This is a genomic window from Pseudomonas sp. UBA6315 (genome assembly GCF_002438125.1).
GTDB lineage: Bacteria > Pseudomonadota > Gammaproteobacteria > Pseudomonadales > Pseudomonadaceae > Aquipseudomonas > Aquipseudomonas faucium.
The window spans coordinates 13,365-39,732 of sequence record NZ_DJTF01000078.1; the positions used below are offsets into that span (position 1 = coordinate 13,365).

The following is a 26,368-nucleotide window of genomic DNA, read 5'->3' on the forward strand; positions in this document are numbered from 1 at the left end:
ATGAATATCGTCCTGGCACAGACAGGCAAAACTCGCGCCAACCTGCCGATCAGCTCGCCGACACCCGCTCGCGCTCGGCACGGTAGAAGCGCTGCACCTCCAGGTATTCCTGGTCGATACGCTGGATCAGGTCCTCGATGCCGTACAACGCGCGCTCCTTGACCCGCTCTTCCAGCTGCTGGCAAAGCTGGGCCAGGCCGACTGCGCCCATGTTGCCGCTGCTGCCCTTGAAGCTGTGGGCCGCCATGCCCAGCTCATCGGCAGTGCGGGCACCGTGCAACTGGCTCAGGCGCCGCTCGGAGTCTTCCAGGAAGGTTTCCAGCAACTGCAGGTAGCCCTCCTCCATCACCTCTTGCAGGTCCCTGAGCACCCTGTGGTCGATATGCATGTCAGTCACTTGCTCACTCCTTGATCAAGCCGGATTATGACCGAGCCGCCCGGCGGCTCACCATTCGAAATGCACCTGGGCACAACGCCCGCCCTCGCGCCACTGCGCGCTGCTGGCAAGCCGTCGCACCAGGCTCAGGCCACGACCACTGAGGCCCTGGTCCTGCGGCGGGCGCGAAAGCACCCGCTGCACATCGAAGCCGGCGCCGCTGTCGCGCACTTCGATCATCAGACGCCCACCGCCGGCCAGCGGTTCCACTTTCAGGTCGATGCGCACGAAGCCCTCGGCCAGCACGCCCAGCCGCCGGGCGCGCTCCTGATAGTAATCGGCAAAGCCCTGCACGTCCCGCTTGAGCCGCGAATCCAGGCCCAGCACGCCATGCTCCAGGGCATTGGAATACAGCTCGCTGAGCACGCTGTGCAACGCCCCGGTGCGCGGCCGCAAGCCGTGGATCTCCTGCAGCAATTGCACCAGGTAGGGCACCGGGTTGAATCGCTTGAGGCTCTCGCCACGCAGTTCGAAGCCCAGCGACCAGTCCAGCGGGCTGGAGCGCCCGCTGTCGGAATAGAGGGTTGGCGCCGGCACCCGCTCTTCGGTGGCGAACATGCGGATGTCACACAGGCTGATGTCGTCCCGCGGGCGCCCGCCAAAACCCTGCAACGCCTGCATCACCTCGTCGAACAGGCGCACCGGGTCGCGGTTGGCCGCCAGCACCGTGCGCAGGCGCTCGACGCCGAACAGCCGCTCCTGATCGTCCGCAGTATCGACCACCCCGTCGGACAGCAGCAGCAACCGCTCGCCCGCCGCCAGCGGCAGTACCTCGGTGCTGTCGTCGAAGCGCTCGGCGGCGAGAATGCCCAGCGGCAGATGGCGCGAGGCCAGGGTGGACAGCACCTCTCCTGCGCCCGACAGCCGGTAGCCATCCGGCATGCCGCCGTTCCACACCTCCACGGTGCCGCGCTGCACGCTCAGGTTCAGCAGCAGCGCGCAGCAGAACATGTCGACCGGCAAGATGCGTTTGAGCTTGGCGTTCATCTCGCGCAGCATCTGCGCCAGGCCGTAGCCCTTGGCGGTCATGCCATAGAACACCTCGGCCAGGGGCATGGCGCCGACGGCGGCCGGCAGGCCGTGCCCGGTGAAGTCGCCGAGCAGCACGTGCATGTCACCCGAGGGCGTGAACGCCGCGAGTAGCAGGTCGCCGTTGAACAGCGCGTAAGGCGACTGCAAGTAACGGATGTTAGGTGCGGTGATGCAGCCGGAATGGGCGACCTTGTCGAACACCGCCTTGGCCACCCGCTGTTCGTTGAGCAGGTGATGGTGATGGCGGGTGATCAGGTCGCGTTGTTCGAGGACCGTCGCCTGCAGCCGGCGCAGGCGGTCCATGGCGCGGATCTTGGCGCCGAGAATCACCGCACTGTAGGGCTTGGCCATGAAGTCGTCGCCCCCGGCCTCCAGGCAGCGCACCAGGGCACCCTCCTCGTTCAGCGAGGTCAGGAAGATGATCGGCACCAGCGCCTCGCCGGCCAGGGCCTTGATCTGCCGCGCCGCCTCGAAGCCGTCCATCACCGGCATCAAGGCATCGAGCAAGACGATATGCGGGCGCTTTTCGGCGAACAGCGCCACCGCCTGTTCGCCGTTTTCCGCCGTGAAGACCTGATGCCCCTGGCGCCGGACGATCTGCGCCAGCAACAGGCGGTCGGTGGCGCCATCTTCGGCCACCAGCACGGTCAACGCCTGTTCGGGAGGCATCTGGGCGTTCAACTGATGTCGAACAGTTTTTCGAAATTGGAGATGGCCAGGATCTTGCGCACGTCGGAGCTGGCATGCACCACCCGCACGTCCGAGTCATCGCCGCCGGCGTGGTCGCGCAGCAACAGCAGCATGCCGAGCGCGGAGCTGTCCAGGTAGGTGGTGTCCTTCAGGTCGACCACGACCGAGTCGGGCTTTTTCGCCTGGCGCTCGTAAGCATCGCGAAACTCCTGATGCTTGCCGAAATCGAAGCGCCCCTTGACCTTGATCGTGAGTTTTTTCCCGTCCTGCGAAAAATCGGTCTCGACTGCCATGCTAGCGATTCCTTCGATGATGGCGAATGCAACTCTTCAAGGTTTAGCAGGCGCTAGCGGTAGTGGCAAACCGGGTATGCCTGATGAGCTCCCACAGGTAGGGCACTGGCACGGCTCCTGTGGGAGCCGGCTTGCCGGCGATAGGGCCGCCGCAGGTTACAGATGCCCCTGCCGGGGCAGCCGCTGGGACAGTTCGTCGAGCAAACGCTGCTCGCGCTTGTCTTCGGCCCGCCGCGCTTCGTCCATGTACCGCTGCACCAGCTTGCGCAGCCCTTCGACCCGTGCATACGCCTGCTGCCAGGTACCACGGGCATTCTTCAGGTTGTTCTGGTGCCAGAGCAGGCTCTGGCGCTGCTGGGTCATGGCCGTTTCGAGCTGGGCCAGAAAGCGCTGGTAGTTGAGCAGCCAGCTGCCATCGACACCCTGCCCGCCGCGCTCGATCCACTGCGCCTGGTAGCCCTCGCGAAACGACTCGAGCTCGCCCAGCTTGGCCTGGGCCTGGGCCACCAGCTGCTGGAAATGCCCCAGGCGCTGGGCAGCCTTGCGCTCGGCCTCCTCGGCCATGTTCACCACCGGCGCCAGGCGCGCGGCACGGCTGGGCATGCTCATGGGCTACTCAACCATTGCCCGGGGGCATGAAGATCGACCCCAGTTGCTGGCGGCTCTGGGCCATGCCGACATTCTCGTCCAGCCCCTGGCGCAGGAAGTCCACCAGCTTGGGCTGCAGGGCGATGGCCAGGTCGGTTTCCGGATCGCCGCCGGCGACATAGGCGCCGACGCTGATCAGGTCGCGGCTCTGCGACAGGCGCGACCACAGCTGCTTGAATTTCTGCGCCTGGCGCAGGTGGTCAGCATCGACCACTTGCGGCATGACCCGGCTGATCGAGGCCTCGATATCGATGGCCGGGTAGTGGCCTTCCTCGGCCAGCCGCCGGGACAGCACGAAGTGGCCGTCGAGCACGCCACGCGCCGAGTCGGCGATCGGGTCCTGCTGGTCGTCGCCTTCGGACAACACGGTATAGAACGCAGTGATCGAGCCACCCCCGGGTTCGCCGTTGCCGGCGCGCTCCACCAACTTGGGCAGCTTGGCGAACACCGACGGCGGGTAGCCGCGCGTCGCCGGCGGCTCGCCGATGGCCAGGGCGATTTCACGCTGGGCCTGGGCAAAGCGGGTCAGCGAGTCCATCAGCAACAGGACATTCTTGCCCTTGTCGCGGAAATATTCGGCGATGCGCGTGCAGTACATGGCCGCACGCAGACGCATCAGCGGCGCATCGTCGGCGGGGGATGCGACCACCACCGAGCGCTTGAGGCCCTCTTCGCCGAGGATGTGCTCGATGAATTCCTTCACCTCGCGGCCCCGCTCGCCGATCAGCCCGACCACGATGATCTCGGCCTCGGTGAAGCGCGTCATCATGCCCAGCAGCACCGATTTACCCACGCCGGTACCGGCGAACAGGCCCAGGCGCTGCCCGCGCCCGACGGTCAGCAGGCCATTGATGCTGCGGATGCCCACGTCCAGCGGCTGGCTGATCGGGTCGCGGTTGAGCGGGTTGATGATCGGGCCATCCATCGGCACCCAGTCTTCGGCCTTCATCCCGCCCTTGCCGTCCAGCGCGCGGCCGGCGCCGTCGAGCACCCGGCCGAGCATGCTCATGCCCATGGGCAGGCGGCCGCTGTCGTCCAGCGGCACCACCCGCGCCCCCGGGGCGATGCCGGCGATGCTGCCGACCGGCATGAGGAACACCTTGTTGCCGGAAAAGCCCATGACCTCGGCTTCGACCTGTACCGGGTGGTAGCTGTCGTCGTTGATCACCAGGCAGCGCCCGCCGACCGCGGCGCGCAGGCCCTCGGCCTCGAGGGTGAGGCCGACCATGCGCAGCAGGCGGCCTTCGACCACGGGCTGCGCCGGCAGCTCGATGGCTTCGGCGTAGCCGCTCAGGCGCTTGCCGAAGCTGGTGCGGTCAAGGCGCATCGCTGGCGCCTATCTCGACCGACACATCCGGCGCCGCCGGGTGCAGGGCGTGGTCGTGCAGCTGGTCGAACAGCTGCGCCACGGCCTTCTCGATGCGCGTTTCCATGGTCGCGTCGATGCGGCTGTGCAAGGTCTCGATCCGGCAACCACCGGGCAGCAGGGCATCGTCCTCGAGCAGCTTCCAGCTCTCCTCGTGGCGCTCGCGCAGGGCCTTGGCCAGCTCGAAGTCCTGGGGGTTGAGGTGGATGCGAATGTTGTCGGCGCCCATGGGCAGCAGCTTCAAGGCTTCGCGCAGCACCTGGGTGATCTGGCTGGAGTCGCTGCGCAGTTCGCGGCCGATGACCTGGCGGGCCATGTGCGCCACCAGGTGCACCATGGTCTTTTCGATCTGCGTGTCCTGCTCGGCGATGGGCTCGAGCAGGTGCTCCATCAGTTGCTCAAGGTTGGCCAGCTTGGCATTGAGCGCTTCCTCGGCCTCTTGGCGCACCTTCAGCTGGGTGCTGTGAAAACCTTCGCGCTCGCCGGTGGCGAAGCCTTCGTTGTAGGCCTCCTGGCGGATCGCTTCGAGTTCTTCGAGGGTCAGCGGCTGGACTTCCTCCAGCGGCACTTCCTCGACTTCTTCCTCGACCACTTCCGGTTCCGGTTCCGGCTCGGGCGCAGGCTCCGGGTCGAAGCTGGGCAACGCCCAGACGTCGACGCCCACGAGGTCGCGGGCGCGGATCAGGTCACTGGGGTGGGATTCTTTGGTGGGCATGTTCTCAGGTACTCAAAAACCCTGTTCGACCAATGCGCCCCCTGTAGGAGCGGCCTTGTGTCGCGAAAGGGCTGCACAGCAGCCCCAGCAATTTATGCAACAACACTGAAATTCTGAATCCTGAATCCTGAATTCTGGGGCCGCTTCGCAGCCCTTTCGCGACACAAGGCCGCTCCTACAGAGGACCTGTGGATCAGATCATTTCCTCGGCGCCTTTGCCGCCGAGCACGATCTCGCCGGCCTCGGCCATGCGCCGGGCGATGGTGAGGATTTCCTTCTGCGCGGTCTCGACGTCGCTGACGCGCACCGGGCCCTTGGCTTCCAGGTCGTCGCGCAGCAGCTCCGAGGCACGCTTGGACATGTTCTTGAAGATCTTGTCCTTGACCCGCTCGTCGGCGCCCTTGAGCGACACCACCAGCACATCGGAGGACACCTCGCGCAGCAGCGCCTGGATGCCGCGGTCGTCGACATCGGCCAGGTTGTTGAAGACGAACATCAAGTCTTCGATCTGCTCCGACAGGTCGTTGTCGATCTCGCGGATCGAGTCCATCAGTGCACCTTCCACGGAGCTGTCGAGGAAGTTCATGATGTCGGCGGCGCGCTTGATGCCGCCCAGGGTGGTGCGCGCGGCATTGGAGTTGCCCGAGAACTGCTTCTCGAGAATCTGGTTCAACTCCTTGAGCGCCGCCGGCTGCACGGTATTGAGCGACGACACGCGCAGGATGATGTCCAGGCGTACCTTGTGGTCGAAGTTGCTCAGCACTTCGCCGGCCTGGTCAGGGTCCAGGTAGGCGACCACGATGGCCTGGATCTGCGGGTGCTCGTAGCGGATCACGTCGGCCACCGCACGCGGCTCCATCCACTTGAGGCTGTCCAGGCCGCTGGTGTTGCCACCAAGCAGGATGCGGTCGATCAGGCCGTTGGCCTTGTCTTCGCCCAGGGCCTGGTTGAGCATCTTGCGGATGTAGCCATCGGAGCCCACGCCCAGGCTGGTCTGGTCGCCGACGATCTCGACGAACTCGCTCATCACCTGCTCGACCTGCTCGCGGTGCACGTTGCCCATCTGCGCCATGGCCACACCAACCCGCTGCACTTCCTTGGGGCCCATGTGTCGCAGCACTTGCGCAGCATCGGTCTCGCCGAGCGACAGCAGCAGGATGGCTGCCTTGTCGACCCGGCTGAGCTTGGCGGTAATGGCTCGATTGTCACTCATCGGCGTTGATCCACTCTTTCACGACCTGGGCCACGCGGCCCGGGTCTTCGGCCACCAGGCCTTTGATTGCGTTGAGCTGCGCCTCGTAACCCTCGCTCGGGCTTGGCAACAGAATGCTTGTCGGGCCACCCAGGCTGACGCGGTCGTTGGCCAGTTCGCCATCCAGACCGATCATGCCGCCCAGCTCCATGTCGCTGTCCGTGGCAGCATGCTTGCCGCCGCCAGTGATGTTGTTGAGTACCGGGCGCAGCACGCCGAACACCAGCACCAGGATGAACAGCACGCCCAGCACTTGCTTGACGATGTCCCAGAACCACGGCTGCTGGTAGAAGGCGATGTCGGCGATCACCTCGCCGCGGTCGGCGGCGAACGGCACGTTCATCACCGTCACGCTGTCGCCACGGCTGGCATCGAAGCCCACCGCGTCCTGCACCAGGCGGGTGAAGCGCGCCAGGTCTTCGGCGCCCCACGGCGCACGGGTGGTTTCGCCGTTGGCGTCGACCTTGACCTGGTCATCGACCACCACTGCCACCGACAGGCGGGTCAGGCGCCCCTGCTGCTGGCGGGTGTGGCTGATGGAGCGGTCCAGCTCGAAGTTCTTGGTGGTCTGCTGGCGCTTGTCCGAAGGGTACGGCGCGAGCATCGGTTGGCCGGTGGCCGGGTCCATGACCTGCTGGCCGTTGGCGTCCACCAAAGGCTGGCCAGGCTGGATCGCGGCGGCGGCGCCCGGGGCGCCCGCGGTGGTCTGCGGCGCCGAGGCCGGGCCTGGTGGCTGGTTGCTCAGGGCACCCGGCACGCCTTGCGGGCCCTGGCTGCTGGCGCGCTGCTCGTTGACCGACTGCTCGCTGCGCAGTGCTGGTTGGTCCGGGTTGAACTGCTCGGAGGTCGATTCGACCGCGCTGAAGTCAAGGTCAGCCGACACTTCGGCCTTGTAGCGGTCGTTGCCCAGTACCGGCTGCAGGATGTTGTGCACGCGCTGGGTGAGCATGCCTTCCATGCGGCGGCTGTAGTCGTACTGCTTGCCGGCCATGGTCAAGGCGGTGTCCTGCAGCTGCTCGGAGAGCAGGTTGCCCTTCTGGTCGACCACGGTGACCTGCGACTTGTCCAGCTCCGGCACACTGGTGGCGACCAGGTTGACGATGGCCATCACCTGGCCCGCTTCCAGCGAACGCCCCGGGTACAGCTCGACCAGCACCGAGGCGCTGGGCTTGCGCTCGTCGCGCACGAACACCGAGCTTTTCGGGATCGCCAGGTGCACGCGGGCGGCCTTGACGTTGTTCAGGCTGGAAACGGTGCGCGCCAGCTCGCCTTCCAGGCTGCGGCGGTAGCGGGTGGCTTCCATGAACTGGCTGGTGCCCAGGCCCTGCTCCTTGTCGAGCAGTTCGAAACCGACGTTGCCATCGCTTGGCGCCACGCCGGCGGCTGCCAGTTTCAGGCGCGCACGGGAGAGGTCGTCGGCCTTGACCAGCAGAGCCCCGGAGTTGGGCTCGACGTTGTAGGGGATGTCGGCAGCGGCCAGGGTATCCATGACCTGCTTGGTGTCCATGCCGGCCAGGCTGCCATACAGCGGGCGGTAGTCCGGCTGCTGCGACCACAGCACCACGGCGAAGCCGATCGCCACGCTCGCCGCCAGCCCGACCAGCAGGCCAACCTGGCGCAGCATGGGCATCTGCGAGATGTTTTCCAGAAACGCCATGCCGAACAGCGGCGGCTTGCTCGCGGGCGAACCGCTCTTGGCGGGGGCGTTTTCGACGACTGCTTCAGCCATGACTCACTTCCGTCCTCAAACCGGCATCTGCATGATGTCCTGGTACGCCTGGACCAGCTTGTTGCGTACCTGGGTCAACGCCTGCATGGACACGCTGGCTTTCTGCGAAGCGATCATCACGTCGGTCAGGTCGACGCCGCTCTTGCCGATTTCGAAGGCATTGGCCAGTTGGGTCGACGCCTGCTGGGTCTCATGCACCTTGCCGATGGCCTGGCCGAGCATGTCGGCAAAGCTGCTCTGCCCCGGCGCCAGCTCAGGCGCGGCAGTGGCTTTGGGCGCGGACATGGCTTCTGCCTGCATGGCGCGCATGTCCAACATCAGACGATTGAATTCAACACCTTGGCTCATGAACTTCTCTCTCCGGCGGCCGCATTTTTTTGACACTCATGCGGCGGATAGCCCAGAACTAGCAACAAGAGTGCCAGCCCGCTCGACGATCTTTGAATTGGCGCGATCAGCCGTACAGGCTGGCTTCCACGTCCAGGCCGGCATCACGCATCTGCGCCAGCTTGTAGCGCAGGGTGCGCGGGCTGATGCCGAGCCGTTCGGCAGCCTCCTTGCGGCGACCGCGTTCGGCGCGCAGGGTGTCGATGATCATCTGGAATTCGTGACGACGCATGTCGTCGCCCAGGCCGCCGGCATCCGCCGTGGCCGGCTCGGATACTGGCGCAATAGTGGCCTGCGCCGCAGCCGACAATGGAATGGCGCCTGCCAGACAGAAATCCGCCGCTTCGATCACCCCGCCCTGCTGCAGGATCAGCGCCCGCTGCAAGGCGTTGTCCAGCTCGCGCACGTTGCCCGGCCAGCTGTGCGCTTGCAGGCAGGCGCGGGCCTCGGCCGACAGGCGCACCGGCGCATGCTTCATCTTCGCCACGTGCCGCGCCAGCAGGCGCTCGGCCAGCGGCAGGATGTCGCCGGCGCGCTCGCGCAGCGGTTGCCAGGCCAAGGGGAACACCGACAAGCGATAGAACAGGTCTTCACGGAAGCGCCCGGCCGCCACTTCGCCGGCCATGTCGCGGTTGCTGGTAGCCAGCACGCGGATGTCCAGGGCAATCGGCTTGCGCCCGCCGACCCGCTCCACTTCACGCTCCTGCAGCACGCGCAGCAACTTGGCCTGCAGGCCCAGGGGCATCTCGGAGATTTCGTCGAGCAGCAAGGTGCCGCCTTCGGCCTGCTCGAACTTGCCGGCCTGGGCAGCGATGGCGCCGGTGAAGGCGCCCTTTTCATGGCCGAACAGCGTGGCTTCGAGCATGTTGTCGGGGATCGCCGCGCAGTTGATCGCCACGAACGGCTGGGCCGCACGCGGCGACTGCTGGTGGATGTAGCGCGCCAGCACTTCCTTGCCAGTACCCGACTCGCCGGAAATGAGCACCGTGGAATCGCTGCGCGCCACCCGCGCGGCCAGCTCCAGCAGTTGCCGGCTGGCCGCCTCGTTGGCCACTGGCCCTTCATCTGCGCCAAGGCGCCCCGCCGCATGGCGCTCGACCAGGCTCAGCAGCGCCTTGGGTTCGAACGGCTTGACCAGGTAGTCCGCCGCGCCCTGGCGCATGGCCTCGACGGCACGCTCCACGGCGGCGTGGGCGGTCATCAGCAGCACCGGCAGCTGCGGGTAATGGCGGCGCAATTGCGCCAGCAGCTGGTGGCCGTCCATGCCTGGCATGTTCACATCGCTGACCACCAGGCTGAACGCCTCCCCCGCCACCGCCTGCAGCGCCTCCTCGGCACTGCCTACGGCCTGGTAGGCGAAGCCACCGATCTCCAGGGTGTCGCCCAGCGCCTGGCGCAAGGCGCGGTCGTCTTCGACCAGCAGCACCTTGATGGGCATCACAGGCCCTCCGCCGGCTGGCCGTCGATCAGTGGCAGCACCACCTTCACGCAGGTGCCGCGGCCGACCCTGGAACGCAGTTGCAGACTGCCCTGATGCGCACGCACCACGGCCTTGACCACGGCCAGCCCGAGCCCGGTGCCGGTGGCCTTGGTGGTGAGGAACGGCTCGCCCAGGCGCCCAAGCAGCTCTGGCGCAATGCCGCTGCCGGCATCGCTGATGCACAGGTGCAGGCTGTGCTGGCGGCGGAACAGGTGCACCTTGAGCCGCGCCGGGCTTTCGCTGGCCTGCAGGGCATTTTCGATCAGGTTGAGCAAGGCGCCGACCAGGGTATCGCGGTTGCACAGCAGCTCGCCCAGGTGGGTGTCGCACTGCCAGCGCACGGCATGCCCCTGCACATGGGCCTGGGCCGCGTGCTGCAGGGCCTGGAACAGGGCTTTGGGGGTCAGCCGGTCGGTCATCGGCAGCTCGCCGCGGGCGAACACCAGCATGTCGCGCACCTGGTGCTCGAGCTCGTGCAGGCGCTCCTTGAGGCTGCCGGCAAAACGCTGACGGGTCTCTGGCGCGAGCTCGCGCTCGCCATCGGCCAAGTGGCTGGCGTAGAGCATGGCGGCCGACAACGGCGTGCGGATCTGGTGGGCCAGCGACGCCACCATGCGGCCCAGCGAAGACAGCCGTTCGTGGCGCGCCAGCTGGTCTTGCAGGCGACGGGTTTCAGTCAGGTCGTTGAGCAGCACCAGCTGGCCGGGCTCGGCGTCCAGCGAACGCGTGGCGATGGACAGGCGGCGGCCGTCACGCAGCGACACTTCGTGGCCGTCGTCCTTGCGCGGGGCGAAGCAGCGGCCGATCACCTGGCGCCAGAGCTGGCCCAGCAAGGGCTCGCCAAGCAGCTCGCAGGCTGCGGGGTTGGCTTCACGCACCAGGCCCTGGTCATCGATCACCACCACCCCACCGGGCAGCAGGTCGAGCAGGTTCTGCAGGCGGTTGGCCAGGCGCTCCTTCTCGTTCAGCTCGGCCATGCGCTGGGCGCCGACCACCGCCAGCTCGCCCTTGAGCTCGCTGACGCGGGCTTCGAGCATGCTGTAGGACTGGTTGAGCTGGGAGGAAACCTGGTTGAACAGGGCAAACGCCTGCTCCAGCCCCTCTCGACTCTCCTGTTCGACCGGGGTACGCCCCTGCAGATCAAGGGCTCGGGAATGGTGGGCGGCCTGGGGCATCGTGCTCTCTCGCGTGGCTGACCGTCATAAAAACGGTGTGGTGCCAGCGGTGTAGCAATAGCCGTGCCGGGGATGGGGGTTTTGCGTTTTTACAGGCCCGGCCCTATCGCCGGCAAGCCGGCTCCCACAGATAACGCCACAACACTTGAGACTTGTGGTGCATCTGTGGGAGCCGGCTTGCCGGCGATAGGGCCGGTACAGGCCAAATCAATCCTCGGCCTGGTCCTCGCCGCCCTGGCGGCTCATGCCGTACTTGCGCATCTTCTCCACCAAGGTGGTGCGGCGAATGCGCAAGCGCTCGGCCGCACGCGCCACGATGCCGTTGGCATCGTCCAGCGCCTGCTGGATCAAACCCTGCTCCAGGCTGCCCAGGTAGTCCTTGAGGTCCAGCCCTTCAGGCGGCAGCATGGCGTGGTTGGCGAAGTTCGGCGCATGGCCGTTGATCGCCACGCGCTCTTCGAGGTCGCTGCGCAGGCTGTCGACCAGCTGCTCGTCCTCGTCGTCGATGTAGCGGAATTTCTTCGGCAGCTCCGACACGCCAATCACCCCGTAAGGGTGCATGATGGCCATGCGCTCGACCAGGTTGGCCAGCTCGCGGACGTTGCCCGGCCAGCCATGGCGGCACAGCGACATGATGGCCGCGGAGTTGAAGCGGATCGAGCCACGCTTCTCGTGCTCCATGCGCGAGATCAGCTCGTTCATCAGCAGCGGGATGTCTTCCACGCGCTCACGCAATGGCGCCATCTCGATGGGGAACACGTTGAGGCGGTAGTACAGGTCTTCGCGGAAGGTGCCTTCCTCGATCATGCTCTCGAGGTTCTTGTGGGTCGCGGCGATGATGCGTACATCGATGCTCTGGGTCTTGTTGCTGCCCACCCGCTCGAAGGTACGTTCCTGCAGCACGCGCAGCAGCTTGACCTGCATCGGCAGCGGCATGTCGCCGATCTCGTCGAGGAACAAGGTGCCGCCGTTGGCCAGCTCGAAACGCCCGGCACGGCTGGTGATGGCCCCGGTGAAGGCGCCCTTTTCATGGCCGAACAGTTCGCTTTCCAGCAGCTCGGCCGGAATCGCGCCGCAGTTGACCGGCACGAACGGCGCTTCACGGCGCTTGGAGTGGTAGTGCAGGTTGCGCGCCACCACCTCCTTGCCGGTGCCGGACTCGCCGAGGATCAGCACGCTGGCGTCGGTATCGGCCACCTGCTGCATCATCTGGCGCACATGCTGGATGGCACGGCTGGTGCCGACCAGGCTGCGGAACAGGTTGGGCTCGCGCTGGCGACCGCGCTCGCGGGCCTGGTCGTACATCTCGCGGTAGACCTGGGCACGGTGCAGCGAATCGAGCAGCTGGCTGTAGCTGGGCGGCATTTCCAGGTTGGACAGCACCCGGCGGCGAAGCTCTTCGGGGTAGTCCGCAGAAGAAATTTCACCAATCAGCAGCACCGGAAGGAACTCATCCCACCCTGCCACGGTCTTAAGCAGCCCAAGCACTCCGGCTGGAGCATTGACGGCACCGATCAGCACGCAGAGCACTTCGCGACTGGAAGACAACGATTCGACTACCTGCTGCCAGTCCTGGCTGGAGCACGATAGGTTCTCTTCCCCGAGAAAGTTCAGTACCACCGCCAAGTCGCGGCGGCGGGCGCTGTCGTCATCGATCAGAAGAATCTTGGTTTCACGCCACATGCAATAGCAACTTCCCTAGTCATATCGGCGCCCGAAGGCATGCGCGACATCATTCCGACTGAATGGTCAGTGTTCGGACGTCTGAAATTCGAAAACAGCCACTAGTAAAGTCAAAAAAACGCATACAGTCAAATTAATGGCGGACGGCTTTTTGCCCATCTGTGGATCACGTGAACAGATGGTATACCTTAGCCGCGTTTTTCGCCTGACGGATTTGCATCATCTCGTCGACTATTGATTGACGCTCGCCACTTGCAACATCAATTAATTGGCGGTAGACGAGCAAAAGCTGCTCGAGGCTGTCGCGCACGTCGGCCTCGTTGCCCTGCGCCTCGGTCAGCACATCGTCAATGCGCAGGCGGCATTGCAGGTCGAGTTCACCGACCGCATCCCAGTCGCGGCTGGCCAGGGCGGCCAGCAGCAACTCGCGGGTCTGTTCGATTCGGGCGATTACCTCGGTCATGTCATCCTCCTTGATCAGGAAGCCGCCGACGGGTCGCCGATCGCATCCCAACCTTCTTTCACGGTGATCAGCAGGCGCGCCACTTCGTCGATGATGGCGGGGTCGCTCTTCACGTTGGCTTCGACCAGGCGGCGGCTCATGTAGGTGTACAAGCTGTCCAGTTCGGCCAGGCTGTCGGCGTGGTTTTCCAGGTCCAGGCCTTCGCGCAGGCCACCGATGATGTCGATGGCCTTGCCGATGAGGATTCCCTTCTGGGCCACGTCCTCGCGCGCGATGGCGCCCTTGGCCTGGGCCATACGGTCAAGACCGCCCTGCATGAGCATTTGCACCAGACGGTGCGGGCTGGCCTCGGAAGTCTGTGCCACACCGTTGACTTTCTGGTATTGCCGAAGGGCCAACATCGGGTTCATGGATCTACCTCGTTGCAGCGAAAAAGGTTGCTTGTACCCTGTGTATCGCCGCCCCGTCAAAAAACTTTAGGGCCAAAACGAAAAGCCCGGCGCGTCGGGGGACGCGCCGGGCCTCGGTCAGTCAGACCCAATCAGGAATTCTTGGCCTGGGCGTTCAGCGCATCGAACACCGACTTGATCTGGTTGGCCTGAGCGTTGAGCTTGGCCACCATGGTGTCCATCGCCACATACTTTTTGGTCAGCGACTCGGTCAGTGATTCGGTACGACGGTCCAGCGCGGTCTGCTGGTTCGCCAGATCCTTGGCCACCTTGTCGAGGTTGGCCTTGCGCGTGGCCAGGCTGCCGTCGGTGGCGTTGTACGGATTGATGGCCGCGTTCATCCGCTCGAAGATACCGTTCTTGCCGGTGAATAGCTCCTGCACCTCGGACCCCAGTTTCTTGTCGTTCATCGCCGCCGTAAATTTGGTGGTGTTGAACTCCAGGGTGCCGTCCTTGGTGGTATTGATGCCCAATTGGCTGAGCGAGGTCAGCTGGTCGCCCGCGCCGACTTCGGAGAGCACCTTGCGCACGTCACCGACCAGCGAGCGCGTGGTCGGGTCGTTGGTCAGCGGGCCGAGCACCAGGTTGTCGTTGGCGTCACGACTGGTGGAAGTCAGCGAGGTGATGGCTTTCTGCAGGGTGTTATAGGCATCGACGAACGACTGGATGGACTTCTGCAAGCCATCGTTGTCCTGAGCCACGGTCACCTGGGTAGGCGTACCAACCCCACCTGACTGCGCGCTGACGCCGGTCAGTTCGATTTTCATGCCGCTGACGGCATTCTCGATGGTGTTTTTTGCACTCGTGGCCTTCAGGCCATCGATAGTGAACTCGGCATCCTGGGCCAGGCCCGTGATGTAGCCAGCGCCGCTGCCAGCCATCGGCGCGGTGCCGTCGATTTCCAACTCGGGAATACCGCTGAGCGAGAGGTCAGAGCCCTTGCCGGTGGTCGTGGAGCTCAGCACCAGGCGCGAGCCGCCTTCACCGTTGATGATGTTGGCCGAAACGCCCTGCACACCCAGTTCTTTGTTGATCTGGTCGCGCACGCTTTCCAGCGTCGAGCCGGCAGCGATGTTCAGCTTCCAGTTGTTGCCGCCCTGGCTGACAGTCAACTCGCCTTCGCTGATGGCGGATTTCGAGCCACCGACAAACGCCTCGCTGGCGACCTTGGAGCCGGTGGCCAGCTTGTTGACCACGATGTTGTAGTTGCCAGGTACGGCGGTGTTGCCCGACGTGACCTTCACTACCGCCTCGTTGGCCGACTTCGCCGCGTAGGCGTTGAACGCCGGCGCGGTGGAGTCGTTGAGCTTCTTCATGGCGTCCTGGAACGTCGTCAGGGCACTGCGCAGCGAGCCCACCCCGGAGATCATCGCGGAGTTGTTGTTGGTCTGCCGGGTGATCTGCGCCTTCTTGGCCGCCGTGTCGGCAGACACAAGCGCCGCGACCATCTCGGTGATGTTCAGCCCGGTACCCTGGCCGATACTGGAGACAATGGTGCTCGCCATACAGTTATCCCTCTTTTCGCAACGTCAGCCCCGCTCCTGCACGGCCGACATGAACTTGCCTTGAAGCATTCGCCGCCGGTCAGACCTTGGCGTCGAACAGAAGACTGTTTACATCGCTCAGGCTGTGGGCAATTCGCAGGGCCTCTTCCGAGGGCAACTGACGAATCAGCTCTCCAGTCTCGCTGGCGATGACCTTGACCACGATCTTGCCGGATTCTTCGTCCGTGGAGAACTCCAGATTACGTCGGGTCGAACTGAGGAACTTCTCGATTTCCGAAACGGCATTCTTGACCTTTTCGGCATCCGTTCCTTTTTCGGCAGCACTGACTGCCTTGGGTTCCAGCGTATCACTGCCACCCGGCGCATCAGCCGAGCGGGCAACCGGCTTGCCGACGACTGCATCAGTCGGTCGAACAGTCGGGTAGGACAGGTTCAGCTTGACGCTCATGTCCATGGCTTACCACCTCGCAATGAAAAGGCGGGGAAGCGCCTCAAAGTGCACTCCCCCGCCGGTCACCATCAGCGATTACTGAAGCAGCTTCAGTACAGCGGATGGCAGCTGGTTGGCCTGGGCCAGAACCGAAGTCGAAGCTTGCTGCAGGGTCTGCTGCTTGGTCAGCTGGGCAGTTTCGGCAGCGAAGTCGGTGTCCTGTACACGGCCACGAGCGGCTTCGGCGTTTTCGTTGATGTTCTGCAGGTTGTTGACGGTGCTGGTCAGACGGTTCTGCGAAGCACCCAGGTCAGCACGGGTGGTGTTGATGGTCTGCAGAGCTTTGTCGATAGCGTCCAGAGCAGCGTTCATGCTGGCTTCGGCTTCAGCGCTGTCCGAACCGGTGATGGCGATGGTAGCCGAGTCGACACCCATGGTGGTGGCGTCGAAGCCGCTGTCCAGGCTGATGCTGATCTGGTTGTTGGCACCGGAGTTGGAACCGACCTGGAAGGTCAGAACGCCAGCGGTACCGTCCAGCAGGTTCTTGCCGTTGAGCTGGGTGGAGTTGGCGATACGGCTCAGCTCGTCCGACATCTGCGCGAATTCTTTGTTCAGCGCGTCACGGTCGTCTTTGCTGTTGGTGTCGTTTCGCGACTGAACAGCCAGTTCGCGCATACGCTGCAGAATGTTGGTCTGCTCTTGCATCGCGCCTTCAGCGGTCTGGGCGATGGAGATACCGTCGTTGGCGTTCTTGATTGCCATGGTCTGGCCACGGATCTGCGAGGTCATGCGGGTAGCGATCTGCAGGCCGGCGGCGTCGTCTTTGGCGCTGTTGATTTTCAGGCCGGAGGACAGACGGGTCATCGAGGTGCTCAGTGCATCGGAAGCACGGTTCAGGTTTTTCTGAACGCCCAGAGAGGTGGTGTTGGTGTTGACGGTCAAAGCCATGACGAATTCCTCGTTGGATTGGGTACTACGGCTTCCGGCCTTGGCAATTCGCCGGGTGTGGCACAGAGAACCTTCGTAATAGTTATCGTCGTCAGGGCGGGTTGCTTTAGGGGATTTTCAAAAAAAATTACTGGCATCCTGCCAGCCCAATGAAATCAAGGAGTTGACGCCATAATTCAGGCGCAATCGAGCGCCAGGGCAGAAATGAAAACGCCGCCTGGAAGCGGCGGCGTCTAACAGCAGGTCAAGCGGTCAGTCACGCCGCTCGATGATGGCCGAGCCCCAGGACAGGCCCACACCAAAACCACTCAAGGCAATGCGTTTGTGCTGCGAACCGAGCACGTGCTTTTCCAGCAGCAGCGGAATGCTCGACGACACGGTATTGCCGGTCTCGACCATGTCCTTGACGAACTTCTGCTTGTGCTCGCCATCGATGAAACGCGCCGACACCGCATCGACGATGGCAGCGCTCCCCTGGTGCAGGCAATACAGATCGATATCGCCTGCCTGCAGGCCGCTGGCTTCGAGCAGCTGGTTCAGGTGCGCAGGCACCTTCACCAGGGCAAAGTTGTAGACCTGGCGGCCATTCATGAAGAACTTGCCGTCGGTGGTGCGCAGGTGCTCGGCACCGGCGCCGTCACTGCCGAACAGCGACTTGCCCAACTGCCAGGTGGCATCTTCGCCCATCCAGGTGGCGGTGGCAGCATCACCGAACAGCATGGTGGTGTTGCGGTCTTCGGGGTCGACGATCTTCGAATACGGGTCGGCGGTGATCAACAGGCCATTCTTGAGGCCCGCGGCCTCCATGAAGCCCTTCATCGCATACAGGCCGTAGACGTAGCCCGAGCAACCCAGGGAGATGTCGAAGGCGGCGATCGCCGTGGGCAGGCCGAGCTTGTGCTGAACGATCGCAGCGGTGTGCGGCAGGCCTTCGGCATCTCCGTTCTGGGTGACCACGATCACGGCATCGATGGACGCCGGGTCCAGCGATGGATTGGCATTGAACAGATTCCTGGCAGCCTCGACACACAGGTCGGAGGTTTCCTGGGCGGCTTCCTTGCGCGGCAAGAAGGTCGAACCGATCTTGCCAAAGATGAAATCCTGGTCCTTGCCGAACTTCGCGCCTTGGGCGTAGTTGTCCACGCCTTCTGTCGGCACGTAGCTGGCGATGCTTTTAATGCCAATCATATGGCTTCCCAATTCAGTAACAGCGAAATACCCACCACGCTCCAAACGGCAAAACGCCAGGCGATACGGCACGCTCCGATCCCTGACGGCTTGTCCGGGGGGCGACGCAGCGGTTCCCGGTTTCGACAATATACAGTGAAGATGCGCGTTCTGACTCTCAAGTCACGCGCTTTTTGTCGAAATGATACAAGGCGCCGGCGCGCCCATAAAAAAGCCATGACTGCGCCGAGCAGTCATGGCTTGGGGCCTTCTCGTCGAAGCGGCGCTCAGTCGATCAGCGCTTGCCACTCGACCCGGCGGTCGAAGTCGACGCTGAACAGCTTGTCGCCATGCAGGTGGTTGGCGTTGTAGCAAGGGTCCTGGGCCAGTACGTGCGCCCAGCGCTCGCGCAGCGCTGCACAGGCCAGCGCATCGTCATCCACCGGGGCATGGCGCACCGCCTGGGCCTGGGGCGTGCACACCACCAGCAGCCCGGCTGCCGACGCCTGCAGGCAAAGGTCAACCTGCGCCGCACGCAGGTTTGGCGCCAGCTCATCGAGACCACCGGCGGCCCGCAGCAGCTCGGCACGGACCATCAGGCAACCCGTCACGGCGGAAACGCCGTGTTCTACCTGCAAACGCTGCAGGTAGCCTGGCGCATCCTTGGTTTGGCCGACGAAGGCGGCGCGCGCGCCAGCCTGCGCTGTCAGCACCAACCCGGCTTCGACGACCTTGCCGCCAGCATCGAGCAGCTTACCGCCCACCACACCGACCTCGGGGCGTTGAGCCTGGTTGAGCAGCCCTTCGAGCCAGTTGGCGTTGAGCACTTCAGCCGCGCTGTCGAGCATCACCCAATACTCACCACGGGCCTCACGGCTGGCGAGGTTGAGCATCGCCACGGGCGCCAGCGGCTGCTCACTGCGCACGACCCGCACGCGGTCGCCCGCCGCCGCCAGGCTGCCCAGCCAGTCACGCAAGGCGGCCGATTGGCTGGCGTTGTCCGCGATGACGATCTCGTGATTCTGGTAGCGGGTACGCTGCAGCACGCTGACCATGCAGGCCTGCAGTTCATCGAAGTTGTCCTGGCAGTGCAGCAGGATGCTGACCACCGGCCGCTCCTGATGGCGGTAATCGATCTGCAGGGTGCCCGGGTGCGCCGAACCTACCGAGGCAACGTAGCCACGCTGGGCAACGTGTTGCGCCAGCACGGCGCGCTCCTGGTCGTGGCCCTCTTCACCTTGCGCTGCGCAAATCAGCAAAGGCTCGGCGAGGTGCGCCAAGCCGGCCATGCCCTGCTCGCCGACCATACGCAGCAACAGGTCGAATTCCAGTGCCTGCGGATAGCGCGCATCGAAACCGCCCGCCTGCAACCACAGGTCGCGGCGCACCAGCCAATGGCGCGCCATCAGGCCCGGCACGCTTTGCAACAAGTCGAGGTTCACGCCCGGGCGCAGTACTTCGCGCAGCGAGCCGTCGGCCTGGGCCTGCAGTTCGTCCATCGCCACGGCGCGCACGCCTTCGACGCCCAGCAACTCAAGCCCGGCGCGTAGCAGGCCACTGCCGGTGAAGCGATCTCCACTCTCGGCCAACAGGATCCAGTCAGTCCCCAGATGGCGGGCAGCCTCGTTCATGCGCTGGATGTAATCCTGCATCGTGACCTGGATGAAGTGCACTGTCTGCTCTGGCCGGGTTACCGCCGGCAGTTCCCCGGTGGTCAGCACCGCAACCTTGAAGGCACGGCTATGGCTGCTCATCAGGCTGTCGAAGGTTGCCTGCAGCTTGGCCATGTCGGCTTCGAGGTCGAGCAGCAGGATGCCGAAAGTCGGGCCACCCTGATGCCGGGCCAGTTTCTGAGCGGCCTGGCGCGCCTGCTCGGCGCTTGGCTCGCGCGCTTGCAACCAGTTGCTCAACTGGCCGGAAGGCAAGCTGTCGAGCAGCGCCTGGCTGTCGTAGCACGGCACCGACTGCAGTCGATGCAACCAATCGCGCAGTGGGGCGGCCTCGGCCTCATCACCGGCCTGTTCCAGCGAGGCCACCAGGCGCTCCACCACCGTGCGGTTGAACGGGCTCAGGGTCAGCGCTTCCCACAGGCGGCTGCGCTGGGTGCGCGCATCGTCGTTGGCATGCACCTGCATCAGCTGCGCCTGGCGCAGCAAAATCGGCTCCAGCTCGATAAGCTGCTGGCGCCCTGCAGGCAGGGTGTGGATCAGGAATTCGAGCTCGGCCAGCAAGTCGAACATCGGCTTGTTGTAGAACGGCATCTCGACGAACTGCTGCTCGCCAAACACACGGCGTGGCTCGGGCTCGGCCAATTTCCAGTGCGAGCGCACGATGACGCAGCCTTGCAGCGAAACGCCGGTCAAGAGGCCCTTGGCCATCGCCTGGAAGCTTTCCAGGGCAATACGCTTGACCGCTTCTGCACCCTGCCCGCTCAGCGCGGTCGGGATCGAGGCCAGAAACTCGGCGAACGCTTCACGGCCCTGGCGGGATTTCTCATCCTGCAAGGCAAGCACGGTAAGCACGTTGGTGTTGTGCTCGGAGCCGCCGTAGTTAACCTCGCGCACCGCATAAGGGATCGGCAGGATGCGCGCCTTGGCATTGGCCAGCAGGTAGAAGGTATGGCCGATTTCCTGCCACTCGAAGTTGGTGCCCGGCGGCAGCAAGGCGTACCACTGCTGCAGCAGGTCGGTGCGAGTGACGGCGTAGAACGGCGGCAGGAACTGGCCCATGAACTCGATCAGGCGCTGTTCGGGTTGTTCGGCGCAGTAGTCTTCCTGCACCCGGTTGTCGCGCTTGTAGAAATCCACCTGGGTACCGCGGCCCAGGTACATCATGCCGTAACCATGGCACACGCCGTAGTCGGGATTCTGCTCGAGGAACTCCACCGAACGGGTCATGCCGTCGTATAGCAGGAAGTCGTCGACCGCCGCGAACGTCATGTATGGCGTGCGCACTTCGTTGACGCCGTAGGTCAGCTTGTCTTGCAGCCCGGAGTAGGAGAACTGCGGCAAGTGGCGGTAATCGACCTGCGGATAGTCGCGGGCGACCTGTTCATCGGCCTGCTGCGAGGAGTCCAGCACCAGGATGGTTGCCGGGTAGTTGCGGTAGTAGTACAAGGCCCGGCGCAAGAACGCCGGGCGATTATGGGTAATCACCACCAGGGTGAGGCGATCCTTGAGCGACGCATCGCTCGGCTGCTGTGCATGTGCCTGCATATCTGCTCCTGCCCGTTGTCGGCTTCGAGGGTTCAGCGCACGCGGCGCAGGTAGCCGTCACGCGCTACGGTGATCAGCAGTTTGTCGTGGAGCGCGGCGTCGATGACGAAGTCCTCGGTTTCCTTGAGGTAGGCCCACACTGCAGTGCGCGGGTTGTCGCCGACACCCCAGGGGCGATCCGGGAAAGCATCTTCGGGCATGTCCTGGACCACGGTGTCCATCACCACGCAGTAACTGTCGACCGACACCAGCGGGGCGTAGGCACGCAGCTCGGCGAGCACGTGCTCATGGGTGTGGTTGGAGTCGAGCACGACGATGACCCTCTTGCCTTCGGCCAGCGCGCGTACCTGCTCGACCACCGCCGGGTCGATGCTGGAGCCCTGGATCATGCTGATGCGCTTGAACATCGGATGGCTTTCGATGGCCTCGCGATTGTGCGCACGGATATCCAGGTCGATGCCGAGCACTTCGCCATGCCCGACCAGCTCCATCATCGACGCGTAGTAGATGATCGAGCCACCATGGGCGATGCCGCATTCGATGATCAGGTCCGGCTTGATGTTCCAGATCAGCTCCTGCATGGCAACCATGTCCTGGGGCAACTGGATGATCGGCCGGCCCATCCAGCTGAAGTGGTAGGTGTACTTGTGCCGGGCCGATTCGTTATAGAAAGTCTGGGCCAGGTCGCACAGTGCACGGTCGTTGCCCTGATCGCGAATCTCGGCCTGGCACTCTTCGGCAAATACCTGCTGTGGCGTCTTGTCGCTCATGTGAAGCCTCTATGAAAGTGGTGACCCGGCGGCGTCAGCGTGGCGCGGGCGCAAGGGTGGATTGCAGCAGCCGCTGCAAGCGATCGGTAGCGGCCCAGAAAGCCATCGGCTCATGGGTCGGGTAAGGGTAATGGCCAAGGTTCAGGTGCAGATCGGCGCCACGCTCGCGCAGGCGTTGTTCGACCAGGCTGCGGACCGCCACCGGCCGGCCGCTGGCGCAGTTGACCACCCCCGAGAAATCGCTGCATTGCAGCAGGCCCGCGAGCTGTCGCGCGGCCTCGGTAATGGGCTGAAAGTCGCGCAGTTGTTCGCCCGCAGACATGTCGAAAACGCTCGCGCCGCTGTCGATCGCGCGGTCGAGCGCCGCCAGCAGGCTGTTGGGGTTCTGCCCCTCGCCGTGCAGGTAAAACAGCCGTGCCCATTGCAGGGTAAACGGGTGCTGGCGCTGCAAGGCCTGGAGAAACTGATGCAGGCTATGCTTGGCCAGGCCATACGGGTTCGCGGGAAGGGCCGGGCATTGCTCGTCCAGCGGGCCACTCTGCATGCCATATTCGAAACAGGTGCCGGTCACCAGCACCTGCCCTACCCCACCCTGCAGCGCATGCTTGATGAAGCGGTAGTCGGCCATCAGGTTCTGCTCCAGGTGGAACAGTGCCTGGTAGTTGGGCAGCCCTGGCCAGGCCAGGTGTGCCAGGGTGTCGATACCCTCGACCCAGCCCGCGACCTGTTCGGCGCTGGCCAACTGCAAATCGCCCGCGACGAACTGCACCTGGTCGAACCACGGCAGGCTTCGGGCTCGCTCGGCATCACGTGCCAGGGCGCGAACCTGCCAGCCGCGTGCCAGCAGCTCGGCCACCAGGTGCCGGCCGACGAAACCGGTGGCACCGGTCACCAGCACGTGCCGGCGGCTCATAGCACGGTCAACTCTGGCACGGCGATGACGAACTGCCCGCCCCACTGGCGAATGACCGCCTGCTGTTCGCTCACTTCACGCAACAGATTCCACGGCAGCACCAGCACATAGTCTGGCTGCTCTTGCACCAGGCGCTCGGGCGCGACCACCGGGATACGGCTGCCAGGCAGGAACTTGCCCTGTTTGTGCGGATTGGCGTCGGCCACCCAGGCCAGCAGATCGGCCTTCACCCCGGCGAAGTTGAGCAAGGTATTGCCCTTGGCGGCGGCACCGTAGCCAACCACCCGCTTGCCCGCGGCCTTGGCCTCGAGCAGGAAACGCAGCAGTTGCAACTTGATGCGTTCGGCGGCGGGTGCCAGGGTCGAGTAGAACTCGGCACTGCGCACGCCCACCTCGTCTTCCAGCCTCAGCAGGTTCGCCACCGCAGCTGCCACGGCACGCCGCTGGCCGTCGACGCGCTGCACGAAGACCCGCAGCGAGCCGCCGTGGGTCGGCAGTTCCTCGACATCGAAGATTTCCAGGCCATTGCGCTGACAGAGGATCTGCACCGCCGTCAGCGACAGGTAGGAATAGTGCTCGTGGTACAGCGTGTCGAACTGGTGTTCGGCAATCAGCGACAGCAGGTGCGGAAACTCGAAGGTCGCCACACCGGCGGGCTTGAGCAGGGTGGCAAAGCCACCCAGGAAATCGTTGATGTCCGGCACGTGCGCAAGCACGTTGTTGGCGGCCATCAGGTCGGCCCCCCAACCTTCGGCCAGCAGCGCTGCCGCTACCTCACGGCCAAAGAACACCTCACGGATCTCAAGGCCTTTGGCGCGCGCCGCGGCGGCCGTGCTGCGGGTCGGCTCCACACCCAGGCAAGGGATGCCGCGCCGGGCCACGTACTGCAGCAGGTAGCCGTCATTGGCGGCAATCTCCACCACGCGGCTGTGGGCATCCAGGGCGAAACGTTCGACCATGCCGGCCACATAGGCTTCAGCATGGGCCAGCCAGGAACTGGAGTAGGAGCTGAAATAGGCATAGTCGGCATCGAACAGTTGCTCGGCGCGGGTGTAGTCTTCGGTCTGCACCAGCCAGCACTGCTCGCATACCGCCACCTTCAGCGGCACCCACTGTTCGGCCTCGGCCAGTTGCTCGGCACGCAGGTAGGCATTGGAGGGTGGCGAGGTACCCAGGTCGATCAATGGCAAGTGCAGGGCACTGCCGCAACCACGGCAATTCATAGGAACACTCCGCTGAAACGGTCATCCAGCCAAGGATGCAGCTGATCCCGGACCGAGAGGTTGATCACAGGCAACGGCCACGCGATGGCCAGGCGCGGGTCGTGCACCGACAGGCCGCCCTCGTGTTCCGGCGCATAGTCCGCGCTGTGCAGGTAGAGCAGCTCGGCGTCATCGCTCAGTGCCTGGAAGCCGTGGGCAAAACCGGCGGGCACCAGCAGGCTGCTGCCCTCCCCGGCCTTCAGGTGTTCGGCGTGCCAATGCAAAAAGGTGGGGGAGCCGGCACGCAGGTCGACCACCACATCCCAAACCTCGCCCTGCAGGCAGGTGATGTACTTGCTTTCCGGCTGTGGCCCGGCCTGGTAGTGCAGGCCGCGCACGCTGCCACGCTCACGGGTCAGCGAACGGTTGATCTGGCGGATGTGGAAAGGCGCGCCAAAGCGCTCCAGGCTGTCTTCGCAGTACAGGCGTGTGAAGGCGCCACGCGGATCTTCGCGACGGCAATGCTCGACCCGGGCCAGGCCCCACAGCGGCAAGGGATGCAAGGTGTACTGGCTCACAGCGACTCCTGGTACAGGCTAAGTTGAGTCAGGCTGACCGCGCGCATATCCATGCCCTTGCGCCAGGCCAGGTGCCAACCCAGGGTGCGCTCCAGGCATTCGTGCAACGACCAGCGCGGGCGCCAGGCGAGCGAGTGGCGCGCGCGCGAGCTGTCCAGGCGCAGCAGGCCGGCTTCGTGCATGTCGCTTTTCTGGAACTCGACCCCAGGCGCCTCGGGCCACAGGCCAGCGAGCAACTGCACCACTTCGCCGACACTGCACATGTCATCTTCGCCTGGGCCGAAGTTCCAGGCGCCGGCGAAGCGCTGGCCCTGCTCGTACAGGCCGGCGGCCAACTTCAGATAGCCCGCCAGGGGCTCCAGCGCATGCTGCCAGGGGCGCACTGCCTGCGGGCAACGCAACGTCACCGGCGCCCCCTCGGACCAGGCCTTGAGCACATCCGGGATCAGCCGCTCCGGCGAAAAATCACCGCCACCGAGCACATTGCCAGCACGTGCCGTGGCCAAGCTCAGGCCGTGCTCGGCAAAACGCTCGGCGGGGAAGAACGAGGCGCCATAGGACTGCGCGAGAATCTCGCAGCAGGCCTTGCTACTGCTGTACGGGTCGTGCCCGCCCAGCGCTTCGTTTTCGCGGTAGGGCCAGGCCCACTCCTGGTTGGCGTAGACCTTGTCGGTGGTAACCACCACGCAGGCGCGCACGCCACCGACCTGGCGCACAGCCTCCAGCAGGTTCAGCGTACCCATGACGTTGGTCGAGTAGGTGCCCAGCGGGTCGCGATAACCTTCGCGCACCAGCGGTTGCGCGGCCAGGTGCAGGACGATCTGCGGCTGCACCTCGGCGACCAGCTCCAGCAGCACGCCCAGGTCCCGTACATCGCCGCGGCGGTCATCGATCCCCTCGCCGACACGCGCCAGCGCGAACAGGCTCGGCTCGGTGGACGGGTCGAGGGCGAAGCCTGTGACCTGCGCCCCCAGGCTCTGTAGCCAGAGCACCAGCCAGCTGCCCTTGAAGCCGGTGTGGCCGGTGACCAGGACGCGCTTGCCAGCCCAGAACGCAGGGCTCAGGGCCATTGCTTCCATGGTGCCTCCCCGCTGCTCCAGAGCTGCTCGAGGTGGTTCTTGTCGCGCAGGGTATCCATCGGGTGCCAGAAACCATCATGTTCGAATGACATCAACTGGCCCTGCTCGGCCAGCGTCACCAGCGGCTCGGACTCCCACGGGGTGGAATCGGCGGCGATGTAAGGGATGACTTTCGGCGACAGGACGAAGAACCCGCCGTTGATCCAGCCGCCATCACCGCGTGGTTTTTCGCTGAAGCCGTGTACCAGGTGGCCGTCACGCTGCAAAGCGCCGTAGCGCCCTGGCGGCTGCACGGCGGTGACCGTGGCCAGCTTGCCGTGGCCCAGGTGGAAGTCGACCAGCGCGCCGATGTCGAGGTCGGAAACGCCATCACCATAGGTGAAGCAGAACGCCTGCTCGTCTTCGACGTAGCGCGCAACCCGGCGCAGGCGGCCGCCGGTCATGGTCTCGTCACCGGTATCGACCAGGGTCACGCGCCATGGCTCGCTGTAGTTCTGGTGCACGTCCATGCGGTTGGCGCGCATGTCGAAGGTGACGTCCGAGGTGTGCAGGAAGTAGTTGGCGAAGAAGTCCTTGATCGCGTAGCCCTTGTAGCCCAGGCAGATCACGAAGTCATGGATACCGTGCGCCGAATACTGCTTCATGATGTGCCAAAGAATTGGCTTGCCGCCGATTTCGATCATCGGTTTTGGCTTGAGGTGCGACTCTTCGCTGATGCGCGTGCCGAGCCCACCCGCCAGAATGACTGCCTTCATCGATTTCC

The 26,368-nt window shown here is 64.5% G+C and carries 25 protein-coding genes; all 25 read right to left on the reverse strand.

Going from position 1 to position 26,368, the window contains the following annotated elements; translation table 11 throughout:
- Window positions 1-49: 49 nt before the first annotated feature.
- The 25 genes from B3E94_RS10375 to rfbF all read right to left on the reverse strand — a co-directional run bounded on the left by B3E94_RS10375 (window position 50) and on the right by rfbF (window position 26,360).
- Window positions 50-397 (reverse strand): Hpt domain-containing protein, encoded by a 348-nt coding sequence (locus B3E94_RS10375; RefSeq protein WP_176513138.1) that lies wholly within the window; start codon window positions 395-397, stop codon window positions 50-52.
- Between the two features lie 48 nt (window positions 398-445).
- Window positions 446-2,137 carry a fused response regulator/phosphatase gene (locus B3E94_RS10380; RefSeq protein ID WP_286913412.1) on the reverse strand — a complete coding sequence of 564 codons (1,692 nt, stop codon included), beginning with the start codon at window positions 2,135-2,137 and terminating at the stop codon, window positions 446-448.
- Window positions 2,138-2,145: 8 nt separating this feature from the next.
- Window positions 2,146-2,451: an STAS domain-containing protein gene (locus tag B3E94_RS10385; RefSeq protein WP_236236353.1), complete on the reverse strand. Its 306-nt coding sequence runs from the start codon at window positions 2,449-2,451 to the stop codon at window positions 2,146-2,148.
- A gap of 156 nt (window positions 2,452-2,607) precedes the next feature.
- Window positions 2,608-3,060, reverse strand: a complete 453-nt coding sequence (gene fliJ, locus B3E94_RS10390; RefSeq protein ID WP_236236354.1) for a flagellar export protein FliJ — start codon at window positions 3,058-3,060, stop codon at window positions 2,608-2,610.
- A gap of 7 nt (window positions 3,061-3,067) precedes the next feature.
- Window positions 3,068-4,426, reverse strand: a complete 1,359-nt coding sequence (fliI, locus tag B3E94_RS10395; protein ID WP_176513130.1) for a flagellar protein export ATPase FliI — start codon at window positions 4,424-4,426, stop codon at window positions 3,068-3,070.
- Complete coding sequence (fliH, locus tag B3E94_RS10400) at window positions 4,416-5,180, reverse strand: flagellar assembly protein FliH (protein WP_286913413.1); 765 nt, start codon at window positions 5,178-5,180, stop codon at window positions 4,416-4,418. Before fliH ends, fliI begins: the two co-directional genes overlap by 11 nt.
- A gap of 193 nt (window positions 5,181-5,373) precedes the next feature.
- Window positions 5,374-6,393, reverse strand: a complete 1,020-nt coding sequence (gene fliG, locus B3E94_RS10405) for a flagellar motor switch protein FliG (RefSeq protein WP_027921181.1) — start codon at window positions 6,391-6,393, stop codon at window positions 5,374-5,376.
- Window positions 6,386-8,161, reverse strand: a complete 1,776-nt coding sequence (fliF, locus tag B3E94_RS10410; RefSeq protein WP_176513126.1) for a flagellar basal-body MS-ring/collar protein FliF — start codon at window positions 8,159-8,161, stop codon at window positions 6,386-6,388. Before fliF ends, fliG begins: the two co-directional genes overlap by 8 nt.
- Window positions 8,162-8,176: 15 nt before the next feature.
- The gene (gene fliE / locus B3E94_RS10415) at window positions 8,177-8,509 is read right to left on the reverse strand and encodes a flagellar hook-basal body complex protein FliE (RefSeq protein ID WP_008097326.1); all 333 of its coding nucleotides are present in this window, start codon (window positions 8,507-8,509) and stop codon (window positions 8,177-8,179) included.
- A 106-nt stretch (window positions 8,510-8,615) separates the two neighbouring features.
- Entirely contained in the window at window positions 8,616-9,986 is a 1,371-nt protein-coding gene (locus B3E94_RS10420; protein ID WP_286913414.1) for a sigma-54-dependent transcriptional regulator, read from the reverse strand.
- Entirely contained in the window at window positions 9,986-11,203 is a 1,218-nt protein-coding gene (locus tag B3E94_RS10425; protein ID WP_176513122.1) for a sensor histidine kinase, read from the reverse strand. The genes B3E94_RS10420 and B3E94_RS10425 overlap by 1 nt, the downstream gene beginning before the upstream one ends.
- 207 nt (window positions 11,204-11,410) lie before the next feature.
- On the reverse strand, window positions 11,411-12,886 hold the full coding sequence (fleQ, locus tag B3E94_RS10430; protein WP_176513120.1) for a transcriptional regulator FleQ: 1,476 nt from the start codon (window positions 12,884-12,886) through the stop codon (window positions 11,411-11,413).
- Between the two features lie 166 nt (window positions 12,887-13,052).
- Window positions 13,053-13,349 carry a flagellar protein FliT gene (locus B3E94_RS10435; protein WP_176513117.1) on the reverse strand — a complete coding sequence of 99 codons (297 nt, stop codon included), beginning with the start codon at window positions 13,347-13,349 and terminating at the stop codon, window positions 13,053-13,055.
- A 14-nt stretch (window positions 13,350-13,363) separates the two neighbouring features.
- A complete protein-coding gene (fliS, locus tag B3E94_RS10440) occupies window positions 13,364-13,759 on the reverse strand; it encodes a flagellar export chaperone FliS (RefSeq protein ID WP_286913416.1) in 396 nt (131 codons plus the stop codon).
- A 131-nt stretch (window positions 13,760-13,890) separates the two neighbouring features.
- A complete protein-coding gene (gene fliD / locus B3E94_RS10445; RefSeq protein WP_286913417.1) occupies window positions 13,891-15,303 on the reverse strand; it encodes a flagellar filament capping protein FliD in 1,413 nt (470 codons plus the stop codon).
- 79 nt (window positions 15,304-15,382) lie between these two features.
- Entirely contained in the window at window positions 15,383-15,757 is a 375-nt protein-coding gene (locus B3E94_RS10450) for a flagellar protein FlaG (RefSeq protein ID WP_286913418.1), read from the reverse strand.
- A gap of 72 nt (window positions 15,758-15,829) precedes the next feature.
- Entirely contained in the window at window positions 15,830-16,681 is an 852-nt protein-coding gene (locus B3E94_RS10455; protein WP_286913419.1) for a flagellin domain-containing protein, read from the reverse strand.
- Window positions 16,682-16,933: 252 nt separating this feature from the next.
- Window positions 16,934-17,869, reverse strand: coding sequence for a ketoacyl-ACP synthase III (locus B3E94_RS10460; RefSeq protein ID WP_286913420.1), 936 nt, complete (start codon window positions 17,867-17,869; stop codon window positions 16,934-16,936).
- Window positions 17,870-18,135: 266 nt separating this feature from the next.
- Window positions 18,136-21,063, reverse strand: a complete 2,928-nt coding sequence (locus B3E94_RS10465) for a TIGR00180 family glycosyltransferase (RefSeq protein ID WP_286913421.1) — start codon at window positions 21,061-21,063, stop codon at window positions 18,136-18,138.
- Window positions 21,064-21,095: 32 nt separating this feature from the next.
- Entirely contained in the window at window positions 21,096-21,833 is a 738-nt protein-coding gene (locus tag B3E94_RS10470) for a cephalosporin hydroxylase family protein (RefSeq protein WP_286913422.1), read from the reverse strand.
- A 34-nt stretch (window positions 21,834-21,867) separates the two neighbouring features.
- Entirely contained in the window at window positions 21,868-22,746 is an 879-nt protein-coding gene (locus B3E94_RS10475) for an NAD-dependent epimerase/dehydratase family protein (protein WP_286913424.1), read from the reverse strand.
- Window positions 22,743-23,969, reverse strand: coding sequence for a class I SAM-dependent methyltransferase (locus B3E94_RS10480; protein ID WP_286913425.1), 1,227 nt, complete (start codon window positions 23,967-23,969; stop codon window positions 22,743-22,745). The genes B3E94_RS10475 and B3E94_RS10480 overlap by 4 nt, the downstream gene beginning before the upstream one ends.
- Window positions 23,966-24,526, reverse strand: a complete 561-nt coding sequence (locus B3E94_RS10485) for a dTDP-4-dehydrorhamnose 3,5-epimerase family protein (protein WP_286913427.1) — start codon at window positions 24,524-24,526, stop codon at window positions 23,966-23,968. Before B3E94_RS10485 ends, B3E94_RS10480 begins: the two co-directional genes overlap by 4 nt.
- Complete coding sequence (rfbG, locus tag B3E94_RS10490; protein WP_286913428.1) at window positions 24,523-25,605, reverse strand: CDP-glucose 4,6-dehydratase; 1,083 nt, start codon at window positions 25,603-25,605, stop codon at window positions 24,523-24,525. Before rfbG ends, B3E94_RS10485 begins: the two co-directional genes overlap by 4 nt.
- Window positions 25,587-26,360, reverse strand: coding sequence for a glucose-1-phosphate cytidylyltransferase (gene rfbF, locus B3E94_RS10495; protein ID WP_286913430.1), 774 nt, complete (start codon window positions 26,358-26,360; stop codon window positions 25,587-25,589). The genes rfbG and rfbF overlap by 19 nt, the downstream gene beginning before the upstream one ends.
- Window positions 26,361-26,368: the final 8 nt, after the last annotated feature.